This is a genomic window from Aminobacter sp. LjRoot7 (assembly GCF_964252895.1).
In the GTDB taxonomy this organism is placed as follows: domain Bacteria; phylum Pseudomonadota; class Alphaproteobacteria; order Rhizobiales; family Rhizobiaceae; genus Aminobacter; species Aminobacter aminovorans_B.
In genome coordinates this window covers 1,047,931-1,073,194 of sequence record NZ_CAXUPX020000001.1, presented here as the reverse complement: position 1 = coordinate 1,073,194, position 25,264 = coordinate 1,047,931, and the positions used below count along the sequence as shown (strand labels likewise).

Genomic DNA, 25,264 nt, shown 5'->3' with positions numbered 1-25,264 from the left:
CAAACTAGGCCGGCGCCAGGACGGCGTCACGCCCGCGCGCAAATTGCAGTGCGGCCTTGGCGACCCGCTTTCCCAGATGGCGGGCGGTGGCGAGATCGGATTCGGGTGGCGCCGTATCCGGGCCTTCGTCGGTGTTCGACTGCGCACCGGCTCCGAGCCAGAAGCCCAACCTGTTCAGGTCGGCTTCCGATCCTGTCGAGGAGCTGTTTGACGGAGGCAGGTCGAGATTGATCCAGTGCATGCCATGCTGTGCGGCAAACAGCGCCAACTGGATCAGCGTGGACAGCTTGTCCCCGGACCGTGCGCCCGAATTGGTAAAGCCTGCCGCGAGCTTGTCCTTCCAGAGATAGCCCTCGGCCATCACGGTCCTCGAGGTTGCCTCGGCGAAGGTTTTGAACGGCGCAGAGGCGGCGCCCATGTAGGTCGGCGCGCCGAAGATGATTGCTTGCGCGGCCTTGAGGTCGTCCCAATGCCGCTCGACGATCTCGACTGGAAGCACAAGTGCGTCGACCCCGTCGACTTCACGCACGCCGGCTCCGACGGCCTCTGCCTGGCGCCGCGTATGGCCGAAGCCGCTGTGGTAGACGATCGCGATGCGCGTCGAGCCGTTGGCGGCAGCAATGTTGTCCATGACCATGTCCTCTGTGATGCTGGTTACAGAAGTCATGACAAGGCAGGGTCGCAAAACGTGACATGCCGGGTGAAATTGGCGGCGGCATTGCACTCGCCCACCGTTCAGGCCGCGCGCCTTGGCGCGGCCTGCGGCCGGCTCTGTCAGAGCCGGTTGATCGACACCCCGCCATCGGCAAGAAGTGCTGCACCCGTGGTGAAGCTCGAAGCTTCCGAGGCGAGGTAGAGTGCCGAGCGGGCGATCTCCTCGGGCTGGGCGATGCGCTTCAGCGCATGCAGCCCCTCGACGAAGGCGCGCTCGTCGGCAGTCTTGAAGGTCGCCATCGGCGTGTCGGTGCCGCCGGGCAGCAGCGCATTCACGCGGATGCCTTGCGCGCCATATTCCGCCGCCAGTACCTGCGTCAGTCCGATCAACCCGGCCTTGCTCGCGGCATAGGCTGCCATGCCCGGCATGCCGGCGGTGTAACCGACGAAGGTCGAGGTGAAGATCAGCGAGCCACCACCACGCTCCAGCATTGCCGGGATCTGGTACTTGGCGCCGAGATAGGCGCTGGTCAGGTTGGTCTCCATCACCTCGGTCCAGCTTGCCAGTTCCAGCCCGGTGATCGGGCCCATCTCGCCGACGAGGCCGACATTGTTGAAGGCAATGTCGAGGCCGCCGAATTGGCTCTCCGCCTTCTCGACAAGGGCGCGGGCAAAGCCTTCGTCCCTGACGTCGCCGGCAAGTGCCACCGCCTGGCCGCCCTCGGCGCGGATTTCCTTGGCAAGCGCTTCCAATGCGGGGGCGCCACGTGCCGCGAGCACCAGGCGCGCGCCTTGCCGCGCAAACAGCTTCGCCGTCGCGCGGCCGATGCCCGAGCTTGCTCCGGTGATGATTGCGGTTTTTCCATTCAGATCGAACATGTCTACTCCTGTGGGCGTTTCGGCCGGGGTGTCCGGCTCTGACGCACAGGTCGCAATTCGCGTGACCGCCAGCCACCCGATACGTGCCGGCAAGATCGGCGGCAAAACTGCTGTCGTAAATAGGTGGCGCAAAACGGCAGGCGTCGTCGCAAACAGTGCAAGGCTGGTCGTCGGATTTCGCTAGTGCTACACCTCGCGCTCCCAAGCTTCCGGCATCAGCGAGGCACTGAAAAAATGCGGAAATATTCGGTTTTTGCCATAGCCCGTGAGGCGATGCGGGGACACAAGGGCTGGGAGGAACAGTGGTCCTCGCCCGAGCCGAAAAGCGAATACGATGTCATCATCGTCGGCGCTGGCGGCCATGGCCTGGCAACCGCCTATTATCTCGCCAAGGAGCACGGCATCACCAATGTCGCGGTGCTGGAAAAGGGCTGGCTCGGCGGTGGCAACACCGGTCGCAACACCACCATCATCCGCTCCAACTACCTCTATGACGAATCGGCCGGCATCTACGATCATGCGCTGAAGCTGTGGGACGGCCTCAGCCAGGACCTCAACTACAACGTCATGTATTCGGCGCGCGGCGTCATGATGCTGGCACACAACGTCCATGACGTGCAGGTGCTGAAGCGCCACGTGCATGCCAACAGGCTGAACGGCATCGACAATGAATGGCTGACGCCCGAGCAGGCCAGGGAGTTCTGCCCGCCGCTCAACATTTCGGCGTCGGCGCGCTACCCGGTCGTAGGTGCTTCGCTGCAGCGCCGCGGCGGCACCGCCCGCCACGACGCGGTTGCCTGGGGTTATGCCCGCGGCGCGTCCGACCGCGGCGTCCACATCATCCAGAACTGCGAAGTCACCGGCGTGCGCCGCACGCCGGACGGCCGGGTGTCGGGCGTCGAAACCTCGAAGGGTTTCATCGGCGCCAAGAAGGTCGGCGTCGTCGCCGCCGGCCACACCTCGGTCATCATGAACATGGCCGGCGTGCGCATGCCGCTCGAAAGCTATCCGCTGCAGGCGCTGGTGTCGGAGCCGGTCAAGCCCGTGTTCCCCTGTGTCGTCATGTCCAACACCGTGCATGCCTACATCTCGCAGTCCGACAAGGGCGAGCTGGTCATCGGCGCCGGCACCGACCAGTACATCTCCTATTCGCAGACCGGCGGCCTGCACATCATCAACCACACGCTCGACGCCATCTGCGAGATGTTCCCGATGTTCACGCGCATGAAGATGCTGCGCTCGTGGGGCGGCATCGTCGACGTCACGCCTGACCGTTCGCCGATCCTGGCCAAGACGCCGGTGCCGGGCCTCTACGTCAATTGCGGCTGGGGCACGGGCGGCTTCAAGGCGACGCCGGGTTCGGGCAACGTCTTTGCCCACACCATCGCGCGTGACGAGCCGCACCCGATCAACGCGCCTTTCACCATCGAGCGCTTCCGCACCGGCCGTCTCATCGACGAGGCGGCAGCCGCGGCCGTCGCCCACTGATGACAACGCTCGCCGCCACCATAGCGGCTGTTGCCGCGCCCTTCGTCCTCGCCGACGAAAAGGGCATGCTGCACGTACCCGATGCCAGCGAGGTCCGGCTGCAGACGATCAGCCGTAGCGACAATGAGGCGGAATGGCCGTTCTCGGTCGCCTCGGGCCTGCTCGCCTGCGTGTGGAGCGGCGGACGCAGGGTCGTTTCTTTCATCGAAACGCCCGACGATCCCGACGACGAGCATGACGCTGCGCCCGGACGGCACGTCATCGTCTCGGCCAATCCGTTTGAGCTCACTTTTCTCAACATCTCAAGCCGCGACCTGTTCCTGCCGGCCGACAACGTCGAGGCGCTGATCAAGCGCGTCGCCCCGTTCGAGGCTTTGGGGCAGCGGCTCTGCGACCAGCCGCAAGGCACCATTGTCGGCCCCGGCGAACTCTAGGGATCATCCAGATGCTTCTCATTCACTGCCCCTACTGCGAGGAAGAGCGTCCCGAGCTCGAGTTCCGCAACGCCGGCGAGGCGCATATCGCGCGCTCGACCAACATCGCCGCTGAGAGCGACGAGGACTTCGAGAAGTTCTTCTTCATCCGCTCGAACCCGAAGGGCGTCATCTTCGAGCGCTGGCGCCACATCCATGGCTGCGCGCGTTTCTTCAATGCGGCCCGTGACACCATCACCGACCGTTTCCTTCTGACCTATAAGGCCGGCGAGCCCAAGCCGGACCTGACCAAGCTCGCTGCAGACGCTGGCCCTGCCGCCTGGGCCAATCGCCCGCCTGACCAGCTCAACGAAAAGCCCAAGGCAAAACGCTCGACCAAGGGAGAGGCATGATGGCCGGTACGTACCGCATTTCCGGCCAGGGCCGCCTGACGCCGGCCAAAACCGCGCGCTTCACCTTCGACGGCAAGTCGATGACCGGCCTCGCCGGCGACACCGTGGCGTCGGCGCTGCTCGCCAATGGCGTCCATCTCGTTGGCCGCTCGTTCAAGTATCACCGTCCGCGCGGCATCCTCTCTGCCGGTGCCGAGGAGCCGAACGCGCTGGTGACGGTCGAACGTGATGCCGCGCGCAAGACGCCCAATGTGCGCGCCACCGTGCAGGAGCTTTATGACGGGCTAACCGTCAACTCGCAGAACCGCTGGCCGTCGCTTTCCTTCGACGTCGGGGCTGTCAACGACCTGGCGTCGCCGATGTTCTCGGCCGGCTTCTACTACAAGACCTTCATGTGGCCGAAGGCTGCCTGGCACAAGTTCTACGAGCCCAACATCCGTGCGGCCGCTGGTCTCGGCGTCGCCCCCGACCAGCCCGATCCCGACCACTATTCAGCCCGCTACGCCCATTGCGAGGTGCTGGTGCTCGGCGGTGGCGCTGCCGGCCTGGCTGCCGCTCTCGCTGCGGCTGAAACCGGGGCGCGGGTCATCATCTGCGACGAGCAGGCCGATTTCGGCGGCGCTTTGCGCTATGAAAAGGGTGCGGTCATCGACGGCCAGGACGGCTGGAGCTGGGCCCAGTCGACGGTGGCGAAACTCACCGCCATGGACAACGTCACCGTGCTGTCGCGCACCACCGCCTTCGGCTACTACGCCCAGAATTTCGTCGGCCTCGTCGAGCGCGTCACCGACCATCTGGCGCGTCCCGGCCGCGACGAGCCGCGCGAGCGGCTATGGCAGGTCCGCGCGAAGCGCGTGGTCATCGCCACCGGTGCCATCGAGCGTCACATGGTGTTCGCCAACAACGACCGCCCGGGCGTAATGCTGGCATCCGCCGCGCGCACCTTCCTCAACCATTACGGCGTTGTCGTCGGCAAGAATGTCGGCGTCTACACCGCCAACGACAGCGCCTATGCCGCGGCCATCGACCTCAAGAAGGCCGGCGTCGGCGTCGCTGCCATCGTCGACCTGCGTGACAACCCGTCCGGCGCCCTCGTCGACGAGGCCCGCGCGCTCGGCATCGAGGTCAATCATGGCCGTGCGGTCACCAGCGCCAATGGCAGCCAGCGCATCAAGTCGATGACCGTGCAGGCCAAGGGCGGCGGCGCCGAGCGCACGATCGCCGTCGATGCGCTCTTGATGTCCGCCGGCTGGACGCCGTCGGTGCACATGTTCTCGCAGTCGCGCGGCAAGGTCGCCTTCGACGACGCCACCAAGCGCTTCCTGCCCGGCACCTACGCCCAGGATTGCGTCTCGGTCGGCGCCTGCAACGGCTCCGACTCGCTCGAAGACACCGTCGCGCAGGCGCTCGAAGCGGGTGCCAATGCCGCCCGTGACGCCGGTGCCAAGTCGTCCAAGGGCGTGGCGCTCAAGGTCGAGGCTTCCGAAGGCTGGACCGGCGGTATGCTGGGCTCAGGTCCGGGCGCCGGCGCCGGTACCACGGTCAAGGCGTTCGTCGACTTCCAGAACGACGTCACCGCCAAGGACATCCGCCAGGCGGTGCATGAGGGCATGCGCTCGATCGAGCACGTCAAGCGCTTCACCACCAATGGCATGGCCACCGACCAGGGCAAGACGTCCAACATGCACGGCCTCGCCATCGCGGCCGAGGCGTTGAACAAGGACATCCCGGCCGTCGGCCTCACCACCTTCCGCGCGCCCTACACGCCTGTCACCTTCGGCGCCATCGTCAACCATGCCCGCCATGGCCTATTCGACCCGACGCGCAAGACCCCGACCCACAGCTGGGCCGAGAGCCATGGTGCGGTGTTCGAGGATGTCGGCCAGTGGAAGCGTGCCTGGTATTTCCCGCGTGCCGGCGAAGACATGCACGCCGCCGTTGACCGTGAATGCGTCACCGTGCGCAAGTCTGCTGGCCTGTTCGACGCCTCGACCCTCGGCAAGATCGAGGTCGTCGGCCCGGACGCCGCCAAGTTCATGGAGCTGCTCTACACCAACCCGTGGGAGAAGCTCGAAGTCGGCCGCTGCCGCTATGGCATCATGCTGCGCGAGGACGGTTTCATCTATGACGACGGCGTGGTCGGCCGCCTGGCGCAGGACCGCTTCCACGTCACCACGACGACCGGCGGTGCTGCCCGCGTCATGAACCACATGGAGGACTATCTCCAGACCGAATTCCCCAATCTCGACGTCTGGCTGACCTCTGTTTCCGAGCAGTGGGCGGTCATCGCCGTCCAGGGCCCCAACTCGCGCGATATCATCGCGCCGCTGGTTGAGGGTATCGATATGTCCGACGAGGCGATGCCGCACATGTCGGTGCGTGAGGGCAAGATCTGCGGCGTGCCGACCCGGCTGTTCCGCATGTCGTTCACCGGCGACCGCGGCTTCGAAGTCAACGTGCCGGCCGACTATGGCCGCGCCGTCTGGGAAGCGCTGTGGGCCGAAGGCCAGAAGCACGGCGCCTGCGCCTATGGTACCGAGGCGATGCACGTGCTGCGCGCCGAGAAGGGCTACATCATCGTCGGACAGGATACCGACGGCACCGTCACGCCCAATGACGCCGGCCTCGACTGGGCCGTCGGCAAGAAGAAGACCGACTTCGTCGGTATTCGCGGCATGATGCGTCCCGACCTCGTCGCCAAGGGCCGCAAGCAGCTCGTCGGCCTCAAGACCAAGGATCCGCGCACGGTGCTCGAAGAGGGCGCCCAGATCGTCGAGAACCCCAAGCAGGCCATCCCGATGAAGATGATCGGCCACGTCACCTCGAGCTACTGGTCGGCCAATTGCGACCGCTCGATCGCCATGGGTCTTGTCCTGGGTGGGCGTGACCGCATCGGCGAAACGCTCTACGTGCCGATGCCCGACGGGGTCATCGAGGTGGAAGTCACCGGAACCGTGTTCTTCGACGAGAAGGGAGACCGCCTCAATGGCTAAGGTCGCAATCGCAACCCGTCAGCTGGCCCATGCCGGCAAGAGCCTCGGCGGGCACGGTGTTTCGCTCAAGGTGCTGGAGCCGGCACACCGCATGTCGCTGCGCGCCCGTCCGGCCGCCATCGCCGCGCTGTCCAAGGCGCTCGGCATAGCCCTGCCGGAGAAGGCCAAGAGCTCGGCCGCCAAAGCCGGCCGCACCGTGCTCTGGCTCGGCCCGGACGAATGGCTCGTCATCGACGAGGCCGGCGGCGATCCGGTTGCCGACTGCGCTTCGGTCAAGGGCCTGCATTCGGCGGTCGACGTCTCGCACCGCAATGTCGGCATCGCGGTTGTCGGCCCCAATGCCGCTGCCACCATCAATGCCGGCTGCCCGCAGGACCTGTCGCTTCAGGCTTTCCCTGTGGGTGCCGCCTCGCGCACCGTGCTCGGCAAGGTCGAGATGGTGCTGCTCAGGACCGGCGAGGATGCCTTCCGCGTCGAGTGCTGGCGCTCGTTCTCCGACTATGTCTGGGGCTTCCTGTCCGAAGCCGCGCGCGACGGCTAGTCCGCGCGAGCCGTCAGCAGAAGACACGCCTTGCCCCGGAACCTCGGGGCAGGGCAGGCGTTTGTTCTCGACGTTGACGAGAGGACAAAGCAATGCCATCCACGCCCGTATCAAGCCCAGGCCAGATGCGGCCCAAGCGCGAAAGGCGTGCGCGCCGCAGCGACGAACGGCCCAAGGACCAGCACGTCCTGCAGGAAGAGCTCGACGAGGGCCTGGAAGACAGCTTTCCGGCCAGCGATCCCGTATCGGTCACCTCGACGACGATTTCCGGTTCGCCTGTTGGCGATGAGAAGGGCGGGAAGCACTAGGGTCTGCCTTCCATGCTGCGCGCCATCCGAACCACCCAACTGGCGGCTAGGTCACGGCATGGATCCTAGGGTCTCCGCGACGGAGCTACGCTCCTGCTCCGCCCTAGGATGACGAATGCGTGAGGGCCTTCGGCTAGTCGCCGACGTCGGAGATTGCCAAGTAGCGTTAGTGTATCATCCCGTCGCGTCGATGACCCATCTTGGCCGGTGATCGTCTTGGCAACAGCCTTCGGGCGTTTCTGCCAGGTGCAAACCTTGGAGATCTGCCGCAAGCTTCCATGCCTTCGTCATCCTAGGGCGAAGCAGGAGCGCAGCGACGTCGCGGAGACCCTAGGATCCATGCCGTGACGTTCGAGCCGCGGCGTCGGTCCAAGCAAAGCCTGCAACCCCCTCAGCGAAGATCCCGCTCAGCTGCGTACCCGACAAGCACCCCCCACAAACGAAAAAGCCGCCCTGGGATGGGCGGCTTTTCTGGAGGTCCTGAGAGAACGCTCAGTTGAAGGTCGGCACGATCCAGGGATTGACGTCGATGCCGATGCGCGGCTTGTCCGCGCTGATCGAGTTGGTCGTCTGCGGGCCCTTGTCGGCCTTGATGGAGCCGGTTGAACCACAGTCGAGCTTCTGGCCCGAGATGGTCTGGGTGCACGCAGCCGGGGCGTGCGTCGTCTTGTGGGTGTCGTTTGCCATTGCAAAGCCGCTCGTCGCGGCGAGAGCCGCGAGCGCCAGAATAGTCCGTCGCATTGTCATCTCCGTAAATTTTTGCCGTACATGTACGATACAACTTACAGATACGGCCGCACCTTGCGTTTTGCAAGGGGTAAACCGTACGCGTACGAAATTAATTTGGATGCACTGACTGCACTGCTACCCAGGGCACTTGCCGGGTTCGTCGGTGAGCGGCGGCGTCTCGCTGGCGGCAAGGCCGGCCAGGGCAAGGTCGCCCATCCGCATCACATAGGCCATTGGATCGCCGAAGGGGTAGAAAGGGAAGGTGATCAGCAGCGAAACCGAGCCATGGGCGACGGTCCACAGCGCCGTGGAGATGGCGCGGGCGTCGCCCTTCAGCACGCCGGCGGCGAGACAAGCCCGCACCAGCTCGATGATGATCTGGAACGCCGGGTTCTCCCGTTCCATCTCGTCGAACGACTCTTCGGGCGGGTGCTTCAGCTTTTCGGTCATGAACACGGTGCGGTATTCATTCGGATTGCCGAGGCCGAACTTGGCATATTCGGTGAGCGCTGCGCGCAACGCCTTGATGGGATCGTCGGACTGGCTTTGCCGCATCCGCTGTGCCAGGTCGACGAAGGCATCCTCGGCCAGCGCCATCAGGATTTCCTGCTTGTCGGCGAAATAGGAATAGACCGACATCGGCGCATATCCGACGCGCGTGGCGAGCTTGCGGATCGTCAGGCCTTCATAGCCTTCTTCGCGCACCAGCGCGTGGGCCGCCGCCACCAGTTCGGCCCTGAGTTCAGCCTTCTGGAGTTCGCGTCGCTGTGCTGCACTGCTGGACAAGAAACCGCCCTACTGCTTCCCGTGATCTGATCGAACGAGTCTATACGCCGCGCCATGATGCGGCAAGGCGAGCGACGACGTAGCTCATCGGGACTAAAACGGAGGGGTCAGGCTGTTTCGCGCTTGGGCTCGACGAAGGTCATCGTCAGCCAGCGCGCGGTGAGGGCCGGCTTCTTCTGGTCCTCGATCTCGATCGTCACGTCATGCGTCGCCTGGATCCAGCCCGACGGGCGGATTTTCAGGCCCGACAGCACGAAGCGGGTGCGGATGCGCGAGCCGGTCTTCACAGGAGCGACGAACTTCAGCTCCTCGAAACCCTGGTTGATGCCCATGCTGCCGCCTTCGAGCGAGGGCAGCGTGTCGAAGGTCATCGCCGAAAGCAGTGACAAGGTCAGGAAGCCATGCGCGATGGTGCCGCCAAAGGGCGTCTCGGCTGCGGCGCGGTCAGGGTCGCAATGGATGAACTGGTGGTCGTCGGTGGCGTCCGCAAACTGGTCGATCATCAGCTGGGTGACGGTGCGCCATGGTGAGACGCCAACCTCCTTGCCGAGGTTGGCCTGAAGTTCGTCGAGGGTGATCGATTTCAGGCTCATTGCATCCTGTCCTGCATAAGAAAAAGTCATGCGGCGCTGTTAACTGCGAGGACTGATACAGAATCAGACACGCCATGTCATCGCTTGCGGCGGCAAATCAGTCGCAGATTGGCCAGTATCAGCAGATGATTTTGCTATTCGGCCGGTTCCACGCCGGTGTAGGCGGCTTCCTCGAGCTCACGCTTGAGGCGGCTCTCCTCGGCAACCTTGGGCGTGATGAAGCGGCCGAGCAGCAGATAGGCCACCGGCGTCAGGAACAGGGTCGAGAGCGTGGCAAGCCCGAGGCCACCGACGATCACCCAGCCGAGCGCGATGCGGGCTTCCGCGCCGGCACCTTGCGCCAGCACCAAGGGCAGGCCGCCGAGCACGGTACAGATCATCGTCATCATCACTGGCCGCAAGCGGATGGTCGCCGCTTCCTCGATCGCCTGGCGCACGCCCATGCCGCGGTCGCGCAGCTGGTTGGCGAATTCGACCACGAGGATGCCGTTCTTGGCCATGACGCCGACAAGCAGCACGAGCCCGATCTGGCTGTAGGCGTTGAGCGAGGTGCCGGTCAGGATCAACGCGAAGACGGCGCAGGCGAGGCCGAGCGGCACGGTCGCCATGATGATGACCGCCGAAACGAAACTCTCGAACTGTGCCGCCAGCACCAGCAGGATGATGACAATCGCAAAGCCGAAGATCGTCAGCATGCTGCCGCTGGTCTCGTTCAGCGTCGCCGCCTCGGCGAGCGGCAGCAGGCGGCTGCCGGCGGGCAGCACCGGCGCTGCGATCTGCTCGGCCTCCTTCAGCGCGTCGCCGAGCGCGAAGTCATCGGCAAGCCCGGCGGTGATGGCGACCGAGCGCTGCTGCTGTTCGCGTGACAGCGACGGCGGCACGGCGCGTTCGCTGAGCGTGGCGATCGTCGACACCGGCACGAAGCGGCCGTCGGTCGTCCGGATGAAGATATTTTCGAGGTCGGTCGAATCGTTGATCGGGTTGGTGGTCGAGACCAGCTTCACGTCGTAGCTGCGGTCCTCGATGAACACGCTGGTGATCTTGCGGCCGTCGAGCATGGCCTGCAGGGCGGGCGACAGCCCCTTGATGTCGATGCCGAGGTCGGAGGCGCGCTCGCGGTCGACGGTGACAAACAGCTGCGGCTGGTTGGCGTCGGTCGAAAGCCGCGGCTGGCGGAAGCGCGGATCCTTCTCCATCTCGGCCAGCACCTTGGTGGCGGCGGTGCCGAGGTCGGCATAGCTGTTGCCGATCAGGGCGAACTGCAGGCCGTTGCCGGCGCCGCGGATGCCCAGGCTGTTGGGCTGGCCGACGGTGGTGCGCACGCCGGGCACCTGGCTGGTGCGGGCCAGGATGTCGGCAGCGATTTCTTGCTGGGTGCGGCTGCGCTCGCTCCACGGTGCCAGCGACAGCACCATGAAGCCGCTATTGTTGTTATTGCCCATGCCGGCGCTAACGAAAGTGCTCTCGATCTCGCCCGACTTGCGCAGCGGCTCGATCAGGCTCTCGATGCGGCGCAACTGCGAGGCGGTGTAGTCGAGGCTGACGCCCTGCGGGGCCGAAACACGCAGCATCACCAGCGAGCGGTCCTCGGTCGGCGTCAGCTCCTGGCGCACGCTGCCGAAGGCGACATAGGCAGCACCCGCAAACAGCAGCGACACCAGGATGACGATGGCAGGCGCATTGAGGCAGGCATGCAGACAGCGCTTGTAGAGCGCGGCGAGCTTGGTGCCGACCTTGCCGAGCACGCCGCCATGGCTGTGCTCTATGCTCTTTTCGGTCAGCATGCGCGAGGCCAGCATCGGGCACAGCGACAGCGCCACGATCGACGACAGCAGCACCGAGATCGCCAAAACGAAGCCGAACTCGCGGAACAGGCCGCCGGTCTGGCCGGGCAGGAACGAGATCGGGATGAACACCGCGGCAAGCGTTGCCGTCGTTGCCACCACCGCGAAAAACACCTCCTGCGTGCCGAGCACGGCAGCCGCGCGCGGGCCCATGCCTTCATTGCGGCGGCGCACGATGTTTTCGAGCACGACGATGGCGTCGTCGACGACAAGGCCAGTCGCCAGCACCAGCGCCAGAAGTGTCAGGATGTTGACCGAGAAGCCGGCGAGATAGATGCCGGCGATGGTGCCGATCATCGCCACCGGCATGGCAAAGCCCGGGATCAGCGTCGCGCGCCAGTCCTGCAGGAAGGCGTAGATGACGATCAGCACGATCGTCACCGACAGGATCAGCGCGATCTCGACCTCGTGGATGGCGCCCTGGACGAAGGTCGCGTCGTCGGAGGTGACGCGGATAGTCATGCCTGCGGGCAGGGTGGTCTGGATCTTCTCTGCTGCCGCGCGCACGCCCTTTGAGATGTCGAGCGTGCTCGACTGCGCCTGGCGCACGATGCCGATGCCGATGCCGGTCTTGCCGTCGGAGCGCAGTGAGGTCGAGCCGGGGTCGCCGCCGAGTGTGACGGTGGCGACGTCGCCAAGTTTGGTCTTGCCGTTGATGATGATGCTCTCGAAGGCCTCGGGGGTCGTCACAGCAGCGCTGGCGCGGACGATCAGGTCCTGGTTGCCGACGGTCAGCGAGCCTGCCGGTGCGTCGAAGGAGACGCTCGCCAGCGCATTCGAGATGTCGGCCAGTGTCAGGCCGAGGCTTGCCACCTTGGCCTGGTCGATGTCGACACGGAATATCTTGGCGCGGTCGCCATAGGTCTGCACGTCGGCGACGCCGTCGACGGCGGCCAGCGTGTCGACGATCTGGTCCTCGACCAGGATGGTCATGTCCTCGACAGGCATGGTGTCGGAGGTCACCGCCAGCCGCATCACCGCATCTGCGTTGGCGTCGGCCTTGACGATGCGCGGCGCGTCCGCGTCGTCGGGCAGCGAATTGGTCACCCGGCCGACGGCATCGCGCATGTCGGAGGCGGCGACGTTGAGGTCGACGCCGTCGTTGAATTCGACCGTCACGCGGCTGTTGCCGTAAGACGAGCTCGAAGAGATCGACTTGACGCCGGTGACGCGCGCCACAGCACCCTCGACCACCGCCGTCACCTCGCGGTCGACGATTTCGGCGGCCGCGTCGGAATAGGTGGTCGACACGGTGATGACCGGCCGGTCGACGTCGGGCAGCTCACGCACCTCGACGCCGTAGAAGGCAGCGAGGCCGGCAACAACGATCAGCGTGTTGATGACGAAGGCCAGCACCGGCCGGCGCACGAATAGTGCGGTGATGCCTTTTTCTGCGTTCTCGTTCTGCATGGTGCTCATGTCGGCGCCCCCGCTCAGGAGCCGCTGCCGGCGGCTTCGCGGCCGGCGATCAAAAGCTCGGCGCCTTCGCGCACTGTGTGGATGCCTTCGGTAACCACCTTGTCGCCTGATGTCAGTGCTGCCTGCACCAGCACGCTGTCGGTATTGCGCTGGATGATGCGCACCGGCACGCGCTTGGCCTTGCCGTTGTCGAGCGCCCAGACGAACGCGCCGTCGCCGCCCCACTGGATCGCTAAGGGATCGACCGAGGGATAGGTGTCGCCGGGAAACTGCATCGCGACCTGGAACGACATGCCGGCGCGCAGCGCGTCGTCGTCATTGTCGATGCGCGCCTGGATGCGCAGCGTGCGGCTCTGTTCGTCGAGGCGGTTGTCGACGGCGCTGACCTCACCCTCGAACACCCGGCCGGGCCGCGCGACCGAGCTTGCGGTCAGCGGCGCGCCGACTGAAATCAGCCCGGTGAAGCGCTCCGGCACCCAGATGTCGACGATGATCCTGGAGCGGTCGTCGATGGTGGCGATGGTGGTCTGGCTGGTGACGTAGTTGCCGGCCTCGACGGGCAGGATGCCGACGATGCCGGCAATGGGTGCGGTGATGGTGCGGCGGTCGAGTGCAAGCGCTGCGTCGCGCACGGCAAGGCGCGCATTCTCGACGGCGAGTTCCGCTTCCTTGAGCTGCACAGTCGTCGCCGTGTTGGTGGCGCGCAGCGCCTTGATGCGCTCCAGCGAGGCCTCGGCGTCGCCCTGGGCGATGCGGGCGCGTTCGAGCGCAATCTCTTCCGAATCCGAATCGAGCCGGGCAATCACGGTGCCCGCCGTGATCTTCTCGCCGGCAGCGACCGAGATCTCGGTCAGCCGCCCGGAGGCATATGGGTTGATGACGACCGAGTTGAGCGCCCGTCCGGTACCGATCGCCGACAGCCTGTCGTTGATCGTGCCCGACGCCACGGTCTGGGTCACGACAGGCGTCTGCGGCTGGCCGCCGCGATTGCCGCCTTGGCGGTTGCCGCCGCTGCCGCCACGCGCTGCCGCTTGCGGCTGTTCTGTCTTAGCCTGGGCCCAGTCGATACCCCAGCTGGCCAGAACCGTGCGCGAGCTTGGCACCAGCAGCACCCATCCGGCGGCTGCCGCAAGTACAATGACAATTGCCAAGACAATCTGCTTCCAGGCGGCCATGCGTACTCCGGTCTGCTGCGTTTTTCGTTCCGCTCGGGAACACGTGGCTTCTCATCGCTGGCAAAGCACTGCGCCGTCGCCGCACCTCGCCAAGTGATCGTTCGTCGGCAACCGGGCGCAAGCCCGCAAGGGCGCGCCAGTATAGCCTAGTTCGTCAGCCGAGGCTTAGGGCAATTCTCGGCGCCTAGCACATTAAATCTGCGTAATATTTGCAGGATTGGCCGCGCTCAGCGCAGGTCCTCGATGGCGCGGATGCGTCTTGCCGCTTCCGTCTCGAGCTTGCTGGTCAACGCGCCAATGACCGTTTCGGCGGCGACGAACAGTGCTGAGGACGAGTCCCAGGCTGACGGCACCGCCGTGCGCCCGGCAATGACATGGCGGGCGAAACGCGCGATCGGCGACAGCCACTGGTCGGTGAACAGGACGATGGTGGCGCCCCTGGCATGGGCCTTCTCGGCGAAACGGATCAGGCTGTCCTGGTAGCGCCTGATATCGAAGATCAGCAGCGTGTCGCGCTTGCTCATGTCGATCAGCTTGTCGCGCCACAGGCTTTCCTGGCCGACCAGATGGGTGACGTCGGGCCGAATCAGATTGAGATGGGCGGCCATGTAACGCGCCAGCGGGTCGGTGAAGCGCCCGCCGACGAGGTAGACATGCCCCTTCGGCCCGGCCAGCTGGGTAACGATGTCGGCGAGCTGCCGGTCGGAGATGTGCCGGAACGTCTCGCGGATGTTTTCGAGCACGGCTTCGAGAATGGGTGCTGTCGAGGCGGGCAGCAGCGATGGCGTCGTCGTCGTGCGCGACGCTGGCGATTGCAGCTGGGCGGCCAGCTCGTCCTGCAGTGCGGACTGGAATTCGGGATAGTTCTGGAAACCCAGCCTGGCGACGAAGCGCAGGATGGTGGGCGAGGACACGCCGGCTTGCTGCGAGAATTCGGCCACCGTCTTCAGTCCGATCAGCGGGTAGGAGGCGATCAGCGTCTGTGCCGCCCGGCGCTCGCCTGCCGGCATGGTGTCGATCTTTTCGGTGATCAGTTCGGCAACGCTCGAAACCATCTCATCCCCTGCTTTATCGGTTGCCGCACTGGCCCAGCGCTCGGTCTGGTTCAGGCCTGAAATGACATTTGACAAACTCTCGCAAAGTGTATGAAATCATCCACAGGGGTGCAATGAACAAAAATACGTAACATACGATACGGCCCCGGGGATGACTGAATGGGAACGGGCCAGGCCGCTGCGCGTGCAATGTCGAATGCCGTCCGGGTGACAAACCGGGCCGGGCGCAGCCCCTTTGTCATCCTGTGCGACCACGCCTCCAATCAGCTCCCCGCAGGCTACGGCACGCTCGGTCTCGACGCGTCCGAGATGCTGCGCCACATCGCCTGGGATCCGGGCGCCTTGCCTGTATCGCGGCGAATGGCCGAGGGCCTCGACGCCACGCTTGTCGAATCCTGCGTGTCGCGGCTCGCCATCGACTGCAATCGGCCGCTCGCTGCCCATGACCTGATCCCGGAGATCAGCGAAACGACAGCCATACCCGGCAATGCTGCTTTGACCGCCTCTCAGCGCGAGGCGCGAATCGCGCTATCGTGGCGCCCGTTCCACGAGGCGATCGACGAGGTCGTTGCGGAGCGGCTCCGCGAAGGGCGGGAGACGAGACTGGTGTCTGTCCATTCCTTCACTCCGGTCTACAAGGGCGTTTCGCGCCCCTGGCACATTGGCATCATCCATGACGAGGACTCCCGGCTCGCCGCGCCACTGATCGCGGCGCTGCAAGGGCTCGACGGCATCACCGTTGGCGTCAACGAGCCTTATTCGCCGGCCGACCGCGTCTATTTCACCCTGGAACACCACGGCAGGTCGCGCGGCCTGCCGTGCGCGATGATCGAAATCCGCAACGACGAAATCTCGGCGCAGACCGGGCAGCGGAAATGGGCGGATCTGCTCACGGGCATCTTTGAAGGGCTCGAACCGGAAGCGGGCGAAGCGCCCGGTTTCCAGACGGGCAACGGACGCGCAGCTCAATCGAAGGCATAACAATAAGGGGACACTGAAATGGCAGCACCTGGTTATACCGAGAAAGACAAGAGCGAGGACGTCAAAGTCCTCCACAGCATGGGCTATGCCCAGGAACTCCAGCGGTCGATGAGCCGCTTCTCCAATTTCGCGATTTCGTTCTCGATCATCTGCATCCTGTCGGGCGGTATCAACTCCTTCGCGCAGGCGATCTCGTCGATCGGCGGCGCCGGTGCTGGTATCGGCTGGATTGTCGGTTGCATCATCTCAGGCATGTTCGCTCTGTCGATGGCGCAGATCGCGTCAGCGTTTCCGACGGCCGGCGGCCTCTATCACTGGGCATCGATCCTCGGCAACCGCTTCACCGGCTGGCTGACCGCCTGGCTCAACCTGCTCGGCCTGATCACGGTGATGGGCGCCATCAACATCGGCACGGCGCTCTTCTTCCAGGGTACCTTTGGCAGCTATTTCGGCATGGAAGCATCGGCGAGTCATGTCGTTGCCTTCGTGACGCTGATCACCGTCATCCAGGCGCTGTTCAATCATCTCGGCATCAAGGTCACGACGTTCCTGACCGATATTTCCGGCTACATCATCTTTGCCACCACTGCAGCGTTGGTCGTCGCCTGTCTCGTCTATGCGCCGGCGCTGGATTTCTCGCGGCTGTGGACCTTCACCAACTACTCCGGCCCGGCCGGCGGAGAAGTGTTCCCGCAAAGCGACAGCATGGGCTACCTGTTCCTGCTCTGCCTGTTGCTGCCGGTCTATACGATCACGGGCTACGACGCCTCTGCCCACACGTCGGAAGAAACCGTCAATGCCGCCAATTCGGTACCACGCGGTATCGTGTCGGCCGTGTTGTGGTCGTCGCTGGTCGGCTGGGTCATGATCTGCGCGATCACGCTGGCGATCCCGGATATGGATGCTGCTGCCAAGCAGGGCTGGGGCATGTTCTTCGGCACGATGGACGCGATCCTGCCGGCAACGTTCAAGCAGGTCCTCTACTTCCTGATTTTCGTGACGCAGTTCCTCTGCGGCCTCGCCACGGTCACTTCCGCATCGCGCATGCTGTTTGCGTTCTCGCGCGATGACGGCATGCCGGTCGGCTCCAAGGCCATGGCGACGGTGTCGCCGAAGTACCGGACGCCGGTGACGGCGATCTGGGTCGCTGCCATCCTCGAAATCATCTACGTCTTCGTGGCGCAGTTTGTTTCGTTCGGCGGCACCAACCTCTACACCATCGTCGTCAATTCGACCCTGGTGTTCCTGTTCCTGTCGTTCACCATTCCGCTGGTGCTGGCGATGTTCGCCTATGGCACGCCGAAATGGCCCAATCCGGGTCCATGGGCGATGTCTGGCGGGCTCTACAGGCTGGTCACCTTCCTGTCGGTCGTTGGCATGGCAGTCATCTTCTACATCGCCATCCAGCCGCCGAACGACAAGGTTCTGTGGATCGTGCTCGGCTTCGTCGTGCTGGCCGCCGTGCTCTGGTTTGCTGTTGAAAAAGGACGCTTCCAGGGGCCGCCCATCGGTGACCAGATCGCGAAGCGCAAGGCGATCATTGAAGCGGCCGAACGCGCCGTCGGCGAAACCGGACACTGACAGTCCTCGATATGGCCGTGGCCGGCCAAGCGCCGGCCACGTCTCGTTTCAAACCCTCGATCATCCAAAAACCTGAAAGTGGCATTGCCCGGAGCGGAACAAAAATGGCTGGAAATCTCTCATTCGATCAGTTGAAGAAGGCTGTCGCCGCTGGCGAGATCGACACGGTGCTCGCCTGCGCCGTCGACATGCAGGGCCGTCTGGTCGGCAAGCGGTTTTTGGCCAAGTACTTCGTCGAATCCGCCTATGATGAGACCCATGGCTGCAACTATTTGCTGGCCAACGACATCGATATGGAGCCGGTGCCCGGCTACAAGGCGGCAAGCTGGTCGAAGGGCTATGGCGATTTCGTCATGAAGCCCGACCTCAACACCATCCGTAACGTGCCCTGGCTCGAAAAGACGGCGCTGCTGCTCTGCGACCTGCAGGACCACCACACGCATGAAGATCTGGCGCACTCACCACGCGGCATCCTGCGCAAGCAGGTCAGGCGCTTGCAGGATCGCGGTTATCTCGCCTATTTCGCCTCCGAGCTCGAATTCTACCTGTTCTCCGAAACCTACGATTCCGCCCGCGCCAAGCACTGGCAGAACCTCGACACCGCATCGCCCTATATCGGCGATTACCTGATCGGCATCACCACCAAGGAAGAAGGCGTCATGCGCCGGCTTCGCAACGAGATGGAAGCCGCCGGCATTCCGATCGAAAACTCCAAGGGCGAATGGGGCCCGGGCCAGGAAGAGATCAACGTCCGCTACGCCGAAGTTCTCGAGATGGCCGACCGCCATGTCATCCTGAAGAACGGCGCCAAGGAGATCGCAGCCTCGGAAGGCAAGGCGATCTCGTTCATGTCCAAGTACAATTACGGCCTCGCCGGCAACTCCAGCCACATCCACAATTCGCTGTGGAGCGCCGACGGCAAGACGCCGTTGTTCTATGACAAGGGCGCTGAGTGGACCCTGTCCAAGCTCGGCCAGCAGTGGTCGGCCGGCCAGCTCAAATACGCCAAGGAGTTCACCTGGTTCCTGGCGCCCTACATCAATTCGTACAAGCGCTTCCAGTCGGGCACGTTTGCGCCGACCAAGATCATGTGGAGCGAGGACAACCGCACCGCCGGCTTCCGCCTTTGCGGCGAGGGCACCAAGGGCATTCGCATGGAGTGCCGCATCGGCGGCGCCGACCTCAACCCCTATCTCGCCTTCGCCGCGCTGATCGCCGCCGGCCTTGCCGGCATCGACGAGAAGCTCGAGCTGCAGAAGCCGTTCTTCGGTGACGCCTACCAGGCCGCCAGCCTGCCCGAAATTCCAAAGACCCTGCGCGATGCCACCGAGACCCTGGCGTCGTCGAAGATGCTCAGGGAAGCGCTCGGCGAGGAGGTCGTCGACCACTACGTCCACACCGCGCGCTGGGAACAGTTCGAATACGACCGCCGCATCACCGACTGGGAGCTGCACAGAGGCTTCGAGCGGTACTAAAGTCACCATCATTGCGTGACCCTCCTTTGGCCTGCCGGCCAGGGGAGGGTGTTGAACTTGGAAGGACAAAAAACATGACCGAGACGGTCAAACTCAAATCCCCCATCGATGGCTCGATCTTTGTCGAGCGGCCGGTCGCTTCCGACCAGGCGATCAATGCAGCGGTCGAACGCGCGCGCACCGCGCAGGCCGACTGGGCCCGCGTGCCAGTCGCCGAGCGCGCCGCCTACATGCTCAAGATGCTCGAGGCGCTCGTTGCCATGAGCGACGAGATCGTGCCGGAACTGGCCTGGCAAATGGGCCGGCCGACCCGCTATGGCGGGGAGTTCGGTGGCGTCAGGGAACGCACCCAGTACATGGTCGAGATCGCCGAGCGCGCGCTCGCGCCGGTGCCTGCGTCCAACCCCAAGGACGGTTTCCGCCGCTACGTGAAGAAGGACCCGCTCGGCGTGGTCATGGTCATCGCGCCGTGGAACTATCCCTACCTCACCGCGGTCAACACCATCGTTCCCGCGCTGATCGCCGGTTCGACCGTCATCCTAAAGCATGCCGCCCAGACGCTGCTCGTCGGCGAGCGCTTCGCCCGTGCCTTCGAGGTTGCTGGCCTGCCGAAATATGTCTTCCAGAACCTAGTGCTCAACCACGCCCAGACCGAGAAGCTGCTCGGCTCGGGCAAGATCGACCACGTCAATTTCACCGGCTCCGTCGCCGGCGGCCGCGCCATCGAGAAGGCAGCGGCAGGCACCTTCATGACGCTCGGCCTCGAGCTCGGCGGCAAGGATCCGGCCTATGTGCTGCCGGACGCCAAGCTCGACCATGCTGTCGCCAATCTCGTCGAAGGCGCGTTCTTCAACTCGGGCCAGTGCTGCTGCGGCATCGAGCGCGTCTACGTCCACGAGAAGATCTACGACCAGTTCGTCGAGGGCTTCATCGCCGAAACCAAGAGCTATGTGCTCGGCAATCCGCTGGAGCAGGCAACGACCATGGGCCCGATGGCCCAGGCGCGCTTCGCCGACTTCATCCGTGAGCAGAAGGCCGAAGCCCTGCGCAAGGGTGCCGTCGCGCACATGAACACCAAAGATGCGCAAGACAAGGAGGGCTCGCCCTACCTGCCGGCCGAGGTGCTGACCAATGTCGACCACCAGATGTCGGTGATGCGTGACGAGAGCTTCGGCCCGATCGTCGGCATCATGAAGGTTCGCAACGACGAAGAGGCGATCGCGCTGATGAACGACAGCCCTTATGGCCTGACTGCCTCGATCTGGACCGCCGACACCGAGCACGCCATTTCAGTCGGCGACCGCGTCGAGACAGGCACGGTCTTCATGAACCGCTGCGATTATCTCGATCCGGCACTTGTCTGGACCGGCGTCAAGGACACCGGCAAGGGTGCGGCGCTGTCGCAGATCGGCTACGACAATTTGACCAGGCCGAAGTCCTATCACCTGCGCGAGAAGATCTAGGTCGACGATTTATGAACTACCCCTCTCCGCCTCGCTGCGCTGGGCACCTCTCCCCAAAGGGGCGAGGAAATGCTTCCGCAGCGCCGGCGCTTTTCAAGCTTGGGTTCCTCGCCCCTTTGGGGAGAGGTGGCCCGCAGGGCCGGAGAGGGGATCTTTGCAAACGTGGAAAGCCAGCAAACCCATGACAAAACTCGTTTCCAAGTGGAACTACCCGACCACCGTTCGTTTCGGCGCCGGCCGCATCTCAGAGCTGCCCGACGTGCTTGCCGCCACCGGCATCAAGAAGCCGCTGTTCGTCACCGATCCGGGCCTCGCCAAGCTGCCGGTCGTGGCCTCGACGCTGAAGATCCTCGACGACGCCAAGGTGCCCTACGGCGTGTTCTCCGACGTCAAGCCGAACCCGGTCGAATCGAACCTTACTGCCGGCATCGCCGTGTTCAAGAAGGGCAAGCATGACGGCGTCATCGCCTTCGGCGGCGGCTCGGCGCTCGACTTGGGCAAGCTGATCGCCTTCCAGGCTGGCCAGACGCTTCCGGTGTGGGACTTCGAGGATGTCGGCGACTGGTGGACCCGCGCCAATTCCGACGCCATCGCACCGATCATCGCCGTGCCGACCACCGCCGGCACCGGCTCCGAAGTCGGCCGCGCGGGTGTCATCACCAATGAAGAGACCCACACCAAGAAGGTCATCTTCCATCCCAAGCTTCTGCCGGCGATCGTCATTGCCGATCCCGAGCTTTCGGTCGGCATGCCGTCCTTCATCACCGCCGGCACCGGCATGGACGCGTTCGCCCACTGCCTCGAAGCCTATTGCGCGCCGGGCTACCATCCGATGGCCGACGGCATCGCCGTCGAAGGCATCCGCCTGGTGTTCGAGAACCTGCCCAAGGCCTATGCCAACGGCAAGGACCTCACCGCCCGCGCCCACATGATGAGCGCTGCCGCCATGGGTGCCGCCGCCTTCCAGAAGGGCCTCGGCGCCATCCACTCGCTGTCGCATCCGATCGGCGCGCTCTATGATACCCACCACGGCATGACCAACGCCGTCTTCATGCCCTATGTGCTCGCTTTCAACCGCGACGCCATCGAGGAGAAGATCGCGCGCCTGTCGGCCTATTGCGGAATCAAGGGCGGTTTCGACGGTTTCGCCAAGGCGGTCATCAAGCTGCGCAAGGAGCTCAAGGTGCCGCACGCGCTGCCCGGCCTGATCAAGGGCCTCGACATGGACAAGAAGCGAAAGACGCTGATCGCCGACATGGCGGTGGTCGATCCGACCGCTGGCGGCAACCCGGTCAAGCTCACCAAGAAGGCCGCGCTCGGCTTGCTTGAAAACGCCATCGAAGGGACGGTTTGAGACTAGTGTCGAGACGCGATCCCGAATTGTATAGTCGGCAAAACAAAGGGGGAGGGGCTTGGGAGGTATCGGAATTTAATTAGCCGGTAAACAACGGCGACGATTGCGACAACCGATTAAAAGTAGTTAACTTTTTTCCACTGCGGGCGGTGGCTTCATGGAACTTTCATGTGACTGTCACATGAAGCCATTACCGCATCGCAGGCGTCTCATGGCGTCAGTTCAACGGAGAGAACAACATGTTCAAGTTTGCAGGGAAAGTGCTTTCCCTAAGCGCGGCGTCGCTGATGGTGACGACGGCTTTCGTGTCGGCCCAGGACCTGGCCGCGCTCGAGGCTGCCGCGAAGGCGGAGGGCCAGCTGACCACGATCGCGCTGCCGCATGACTGGTGCGGTTACGGCGCCGTCATCGAAGGTTTCAAGAAGAAGTATCCCGAGATCACCGTCAACGAGCTGAACCCCGACGCGGGCTCCAGCGACGAGATCGAGGCGATCAAGGCGAACAAGGACAACAAGGGCCCGCAGGCGCCTGACGTCATCGACGTCGGTCTCTCCTACGGCCCGCAGGCAAAGGCCGACGGCCTGATCCAGCCCTACAAGGTCGCGACCTGGGATTCGATTCCCGACACCGCCAAGGACGCGGAAGGCTTCTGGTACGGCGACTATTACGGCGTGCTGTCCTTCGAAGTGAACAAGGACCTCGTCAAGAACCCGCCGGCCGACTGGGCCGACCTGCTCAAGGACGAGTACAAGAACTCGGTCGCTCTCGCCGGTGATCCGCGCGCGTCGAACCAGGCGATCCAGGGCGTCTACGCCGCCGGTCTCGGCTCGGGTGCCACCGACGCCGCCTCGGCTGCCGAGAAGGGCCTCGCCTTCTTCAAGGAACTGAACGCCAAGGGCAACTTCGTGCCGGTCATCGGCAAGTCGGCGACCCTCGCTCAGGGCCAGACCCCGATCCTGATCACCTGGGACTACAACGCCCTTGCGGGCCGCGACACGCTGAACGGCAACCCGCCGGTCGACGTCATCGTCCCGGCTTCGGGCGTCGTTGCCGGCGTCTACGTCCAGGCGATCAGCGCTTACGCGCCGCACCCGAACGCTGCCAAGCTGTGGATGGAGTATCTCTATTCCGATGAAGGTCAGCTCGGCTGGCTGAAGGGCTACTGCCACCCGATCCGCTTCAACGATCTCGCCAAGAACGGCAAGATCCCGCAGGAAATGCTCGACAAGCTGCCGCCTGCCGCTGCCTATGAAAAGGCCGTGTTCCCGACGCTTGACGATCAGGCCAAGGGAAAGGAAGCGATCACCAAGCAGTGGGATGCCGTTGTCGGCGCCAACGTTCAGTAACTGATCTCTGCCATCGCGGGCGGCTTCGCGGCCGCCCGCATTTTTCTCTCGAGACGGCGCCCCGATGACCCAAGCCAGCATATCCGACACGGCCATCGCCGCACGCTCCGCTCCGCCGGACGCGACCCGCGGTTTCCGCTTGCCGACCCATTGGCTCGGCGTCGCGCCGTTCTTCATCTTCGCCCTGATGTTCCTGATCCTGCCGACGCTCTACCTCGTCATCGGCGCGTTCCAGAACGACCAGGGCCAGTACACGCTCGACAACATCCGCCAGCTCTTCCTCGACGCTTCGATCCGTGACGCCTACTGGGTGTCGATCAAGATCAGCTTCTGGTCGGCCACCATCGGCGCCTTCATCGGCCTCGCCATGGCGATCGCCATCGTCCGCGGCGGCCTGCCCAGCTGGGTGCGCTCGTCGACGATGACCTTCTCCGGCGTCGCCTCCAATTTCGCCGGCGTGCCGCTGGCCTTCGCCTTCCTCGCCACGCTCGGCCGTCTTGGCCTGGTCACCGTGCTGCTGCGCGGCATCGGCATCGACATCTATGCGCTGGGCTTCAACGTCTTGACGTCCTGGGGCCTGATCATCGTCTACCTGTTCTTCCAGATCCCGCTGATGATCGTCATCATCACGCCGGCGATCGACGGCCTGAAGCGCGAATGGGGCGAAGCTGCCGCCACGCTCGGCGCCACCACCTGGCAGTATTGGCGCATGGTCGTCATCCCGGTGCTGTGGCCGAGCTTCCTCGGCACGGTGATCCTGCTGTTTGCCAATTCTTTCGGCGCGATTGCCACCGCCTATGCCTTCACCGGCTCGTCGCTCAACATCGTGCCGATCAAGCTCTATGCGCAGATCCGCGGTGACGTGCTGCACAACCCGCATCTCGGCTACGCGCTGGCCTTCGGCATGATCGTCGTCACCGGCCTCGCCAACATCTTCTACATCTGGTTCCGAACCCGCTCGGAGAGGTGGCTCAAATGAAGACCTCCCGCTTCTGGGCCTGGCTAGTCTTTGCCGTCGGCGCCGCCTATTTCTTCATCCCGCTGATCGCCACCTTCGAGTTTTCGCTGCGCATGCGCCGCGGCGAATATTCCTTCGATGCCTACCGCGTCGTGCTCGGCGACAGTCGTTTCCAGGAAACCTTCGCCTATTCGGTGACGGTCGCGGTGTTCACCATCCTGCTTGGCGTGTTCCTCGTCGTGCCGACGGCCTACTGGATCCGGCTGCGCATGCCGCAGCTCCGTCCGGTGGTCGAGTTCATCACGCTGCTGCCTCTGGTCATCCCGGCGATCGTCATCGTCTTCGGCTACATCAGGATGTACGGCTCCAACTCGCCGCTGCCGTTCCTCGGCTCGGCGCGCGGCACCGATGCACTGTTGGTCATCGGCTATGCCACGCTGGCGCTACCCTACATGTACCGCGCCGTCGACACCGGCCTGCGCACCATCGACGTGCGCACGCTGACCGAAGCCGCCCAGATCCTTGGCGCCGGCTGGACCACGATCATCGCCCGCGTCATCCTGCCCAACGTGCTGATCGCCGTGTTGTCGGGTGCCTTCCTGACCTTCGCCATCGTCATCGGCGAGTTCACGCTGGCAAGCCTGCTCAACCGCCCGGCCTTCGGTCCCTACCTGCAGAACATCGGCGCCAACCGCGCCTATGAGCCGGCAGCACTTGCGGTCATCGCGTTTGCCATCACCTGGGGCTGCATGTCGGTGATCCAGATCCTCGCCCGTTTCGCGCCGAAGTCGGCAAACCGCCCGAACTGAACAAGAA

Annotated in this window: 22 protein-coding genes; 14 read left to right on the top strand and 8 right to left on the bottom strand. The window is 64.2% G+C overall.

The annotated features are described in order from the left end of the window. Nucleotides 1-4 precede the first annotated feature (4 nt). On the bottom strand, nt 5-631 hold the full coding sequence (locus ACSQ3E_RS05190) for a flavodoxin family protein (protein ID WP_436121976.1): 627 nt from the start codon (nt 629-631) through the stop codon (nt 5-7). A gap of 143 nt (nt 632-774) precedes the next feature. Then, nucleotides 775-1,533 (bottom strand): SDR family oxidoreductase, encoded by a 759-nt coding sequence (locus tag ACSQ3E_RS05185; RefSeq protein ID WP_436121854.1) that lies wholly within the window; start codon nt 1,531-1,533, stop codon nt 775-777. 234 nt (nt 1,534-1,767) lie between these two features. On the opposite strand from ACSQ3E_RS05185, the gene ACSQ3E_RS05180 reads away from it, so the two are divergent. From ACSQ3E_RS05180 to ACSQ3E_RS05155, 6 genes are all read left to right on the top strand, one after another. Next, on the top strand, nt 1,768-3,021 hold the full coding sequence (locus ACSQ3E_RS05180; RefSeq protein ID WP_055979858.1) for a sarcosine oxidase subunit beta: 1,254 nt from the start codon (nt 1,768-1,770) through the stop codon (nt 3,019-3,021). Beyond that, a complete protein-coding gene (locus tag ACSQ3E_RS05175; protein ID WP_310322507.1) occupies nt 3,021-3,455 on the top strand; it encodes a hypothetical protein in 435 nt (144 codons plus the stop codon). The genes ACSQ3E_RS05180 and ACSQ3E_RS05175 overlap by 1 nt, the downstream gene beginning before the upstream one ends. Before the next feature lie 11 nt (nt 3,456-3,466). Beyond that, nucleotides 3,467-3,847: a sarcosine oxidase subunit delta gene (locus tag ACSQ3E_RS05170; RefSeq protein ID WP_310322504.1), complete on the top strand. Its 381-nt coding sequence runs from the start codon at nt 3,467-3,469 to the stop codon at nt 3,845-3,847. Next, complete coding sequence (locus ACSQ3E_RS05165) at nt 3,847-6,840, top strand: sarcosine oxidase subunit alpha (protein WP_436121853.1); 2,994 nt, start codon at nt 3,847-3,849, stop codon at nt 6,838-6,840. The genes ACSQ3E_RS05170 and ACSQ3E_RS05165 overlap by 1 nt, the downstream gene beginning before the upstream one ends. After that, on the top strand, nt 6,833-7,381 hold the full coding sequence (locus ACSQ3E_RS05160) for a sarcosine oxidase subunit gamma (protein WP_436121852.1): 549 nt from the start codon (nt 6,833-6,835) through the stop codon (nt 7,379-7,381). Before ACSQ3E_RS05165 ends, ACSQ3E_RS05160 begins: the two co-directional genes overlap by 8 nt. Before the next feature lie 92 nt (nt 7,382-7,473). Then, complete coding sequence (locus ACSQ3E_RS05155; protein WP_436121851.1) at nt 7,474-7,689, top strand: hypothetical protein; 216 nt, start codon at nt 7,474-7,476, stop codon at nt 7,687-7,689. A 492-nt stretch (nt 7,690-8,181) separates the two neighbouring features. Here the strand turns inward: ACSQ3E_RS05155 and ACSQ3E_RS05150 are convergent, their stop codons facing one another. The 6 genes from ACSQ3E_RS05150 to ACSQ3E_RS05125 all read right to left on the bottom strand — a co-directional run bounded on the left by ACSQ3E_RS05150 (nt 8,182) and on the right by ACSQ3E_RS05125 (nt 15,290). Further along, nucleotides 8,182-8,430, bottom strand: a complete 249-nt coding sequence (locus ACSQ3E_RS05150; protein ID WP_310322495.1) for a DUF680 domain-containing protein — start codon at nt 8,428-8,430, stop codon at nt 8,182-8,184. Between the two features lie 123 nt (nt 8,431-8,553). Further along, nucleotides 8,554-9,204: a TetR/AcrR family transcriptional regulator gene (locus ACSQ3E_RS05145; protein WP_436121850.1), complete on the bottom strand. Its 651-nt coding sequence runs from the start codon at nt 9,202-9,204 to the stop codon at nt 8,554-8,556. A gap of 107 nt (nt 9,205-9,311) precedes the next feature. Then, nucleotides 9,312-9,797, bottom strand: a complete 486-nt coding sequence (locus ACSQ3E_RS05140; protein ID WP_269441453.1) for a MaoC family dehydratase — start codon at nt 9,795-9,797, stop codon at nt 9,312-9,314. 134 nt (nt 9,798-9,931) lie between these two features. Beyond that, nucleotides 9,932-13,060, bottom strand: coding sequence for an efflux RND transporter permease subunit (locus ACSQ3E_RS05135; RefSeq protein WP_436121849.1), 3,129 nt, complete (start codon nt 13,058-13,060; stop codon nt 9,932-9,934). A gap of 14 nt (nt 13,061-13,074) precedes the next feature. After that, a complete protein-coding gene (locus ACSQ3E_RS05130; protein ID WP_436121848.1) occupies nt 13,075-14,235 on the bottom strand; it encodes an efflux RND transporter periplasmic adaptor subunit in 1,161 nt (386 codons plus the stop codon). A gap of 227 nt (nt 14,236-14,462) precedes the next feature. Continuing rightward, nucleotides 14,463-15,290 (bottom strand): MurR/RpiR family transcriptional regulator, encoded by an 828-nt coding sequence (locus tag ACSQ3E_RS05125; protein WP_310322486.1) that lies wholly within the window; start codon nt 15,288-15,290, stop codon nt 14,463-14,465. 159 nt (nt 15,291-15,449) lie between these two features. On the opposite strand from ACSQ3E_RS05125, the gene ACSQ3E_RS05120 reads away from it, so the two are divergent. From ACSQ3E_RS05120 to ACSQ3E_RS05085, 8 genes are all read left to right on the top strand, one after another. Then, entirely contained in the window at nt 15,450-16,271 is an 822-nt protein-coding gene (locus ACSQ3E_RS05120; protein ID WP_436121847.1) for an N-formylglutamate amidohydrolase, read from the top strand. Between the two features lie 18 nt (nt 16,272-16,289). Beyond that, nucleotides 16,290-17,852 carry an amino acid permease gene (locus tag ACSQ3E_RS05115; RefSeq protein ID WP_310322481.1) on the top strand — a complete coding sequence of 521 codons (1,563 nt, stop codon included), beginning with the start codon at nt 16,290-16,292 and terminating at the stop codon, nt 17,850-17,852. Nucleotides 17,853-17,956: 104 nt separating this feature from the next. Beyond that, nucleotides 17,957-19,327, top strand: a complete 1,371-nt coding sequence (locus ACSQ3E_RS05110; RefSeq protein WP_310322479.1) for a glutamine synthetase family protein — start codon at nt 17,957-17,959, stop codon at nt 19,325-19,327. A gap of 74 nt (nt 19,328-19,401) precedes the next feature. After that, nucleotides 19,402-20,790, top strand: coding sequence for an aldehyde dehydrogenase family protein (locus ACSQ3E_RS05105; RefSeq protein ID WP_436121846.1), 1,389 nt, complete (start codon nt 19,402-19,404; stop codon nt 20,788-20,790). A gap of 181 nt (nt 20,791-20,971) precedes the next feature. Beyond that, entirely contained in the window at nt 20,972-22,144 is a 1,173-nt protein-coding gene (locus ACSQ3E_RS05100) for an iron-containing alcohol dehydrogenase (protein WP_436121845.1), read from the top strand. 239 nt (nt 22,145-22,383) lie between these two features. After that, nucleotides 22,384-23,490 (top strand): ABC transporter substrate-binding protein, encoded by a 1,107-nt coding sequence (locus ACSQ3E_RS05095; protein WP_436121844.1) that lies wholly within the window; start codon nt 22,384-22,386, stop codon nt 23,488-23,490. Between the two features lie 64 nt (nt 23,491-23,554). Further along, a complete protein-coding gene (locus ACSQ3E_RS05090; protein WP_310322470.1) occupies nt 23,555-24,469 on the top strand; it encodes an ABC transporter permease in 915 nt (304 codons plus the stop codon). Further along, on the top strand, nt 24,466-25,257 hold the full coding sequence (locus tag ACSQ3E_RS05085) for an ABC transporter permease (RefSeq protein WP_310322468.1): 792 nt from the start codon (nt 24,466-24,468) through the stop codon (nt 25,255-25,257). Before ACSQ3E_RS05090 ends, ACSQ3E_RS05085 begins: the two co-directional genes overlap by 4 nt. Nucleotides 25,258-25,264: the final 7 nt, after the last annotated feature.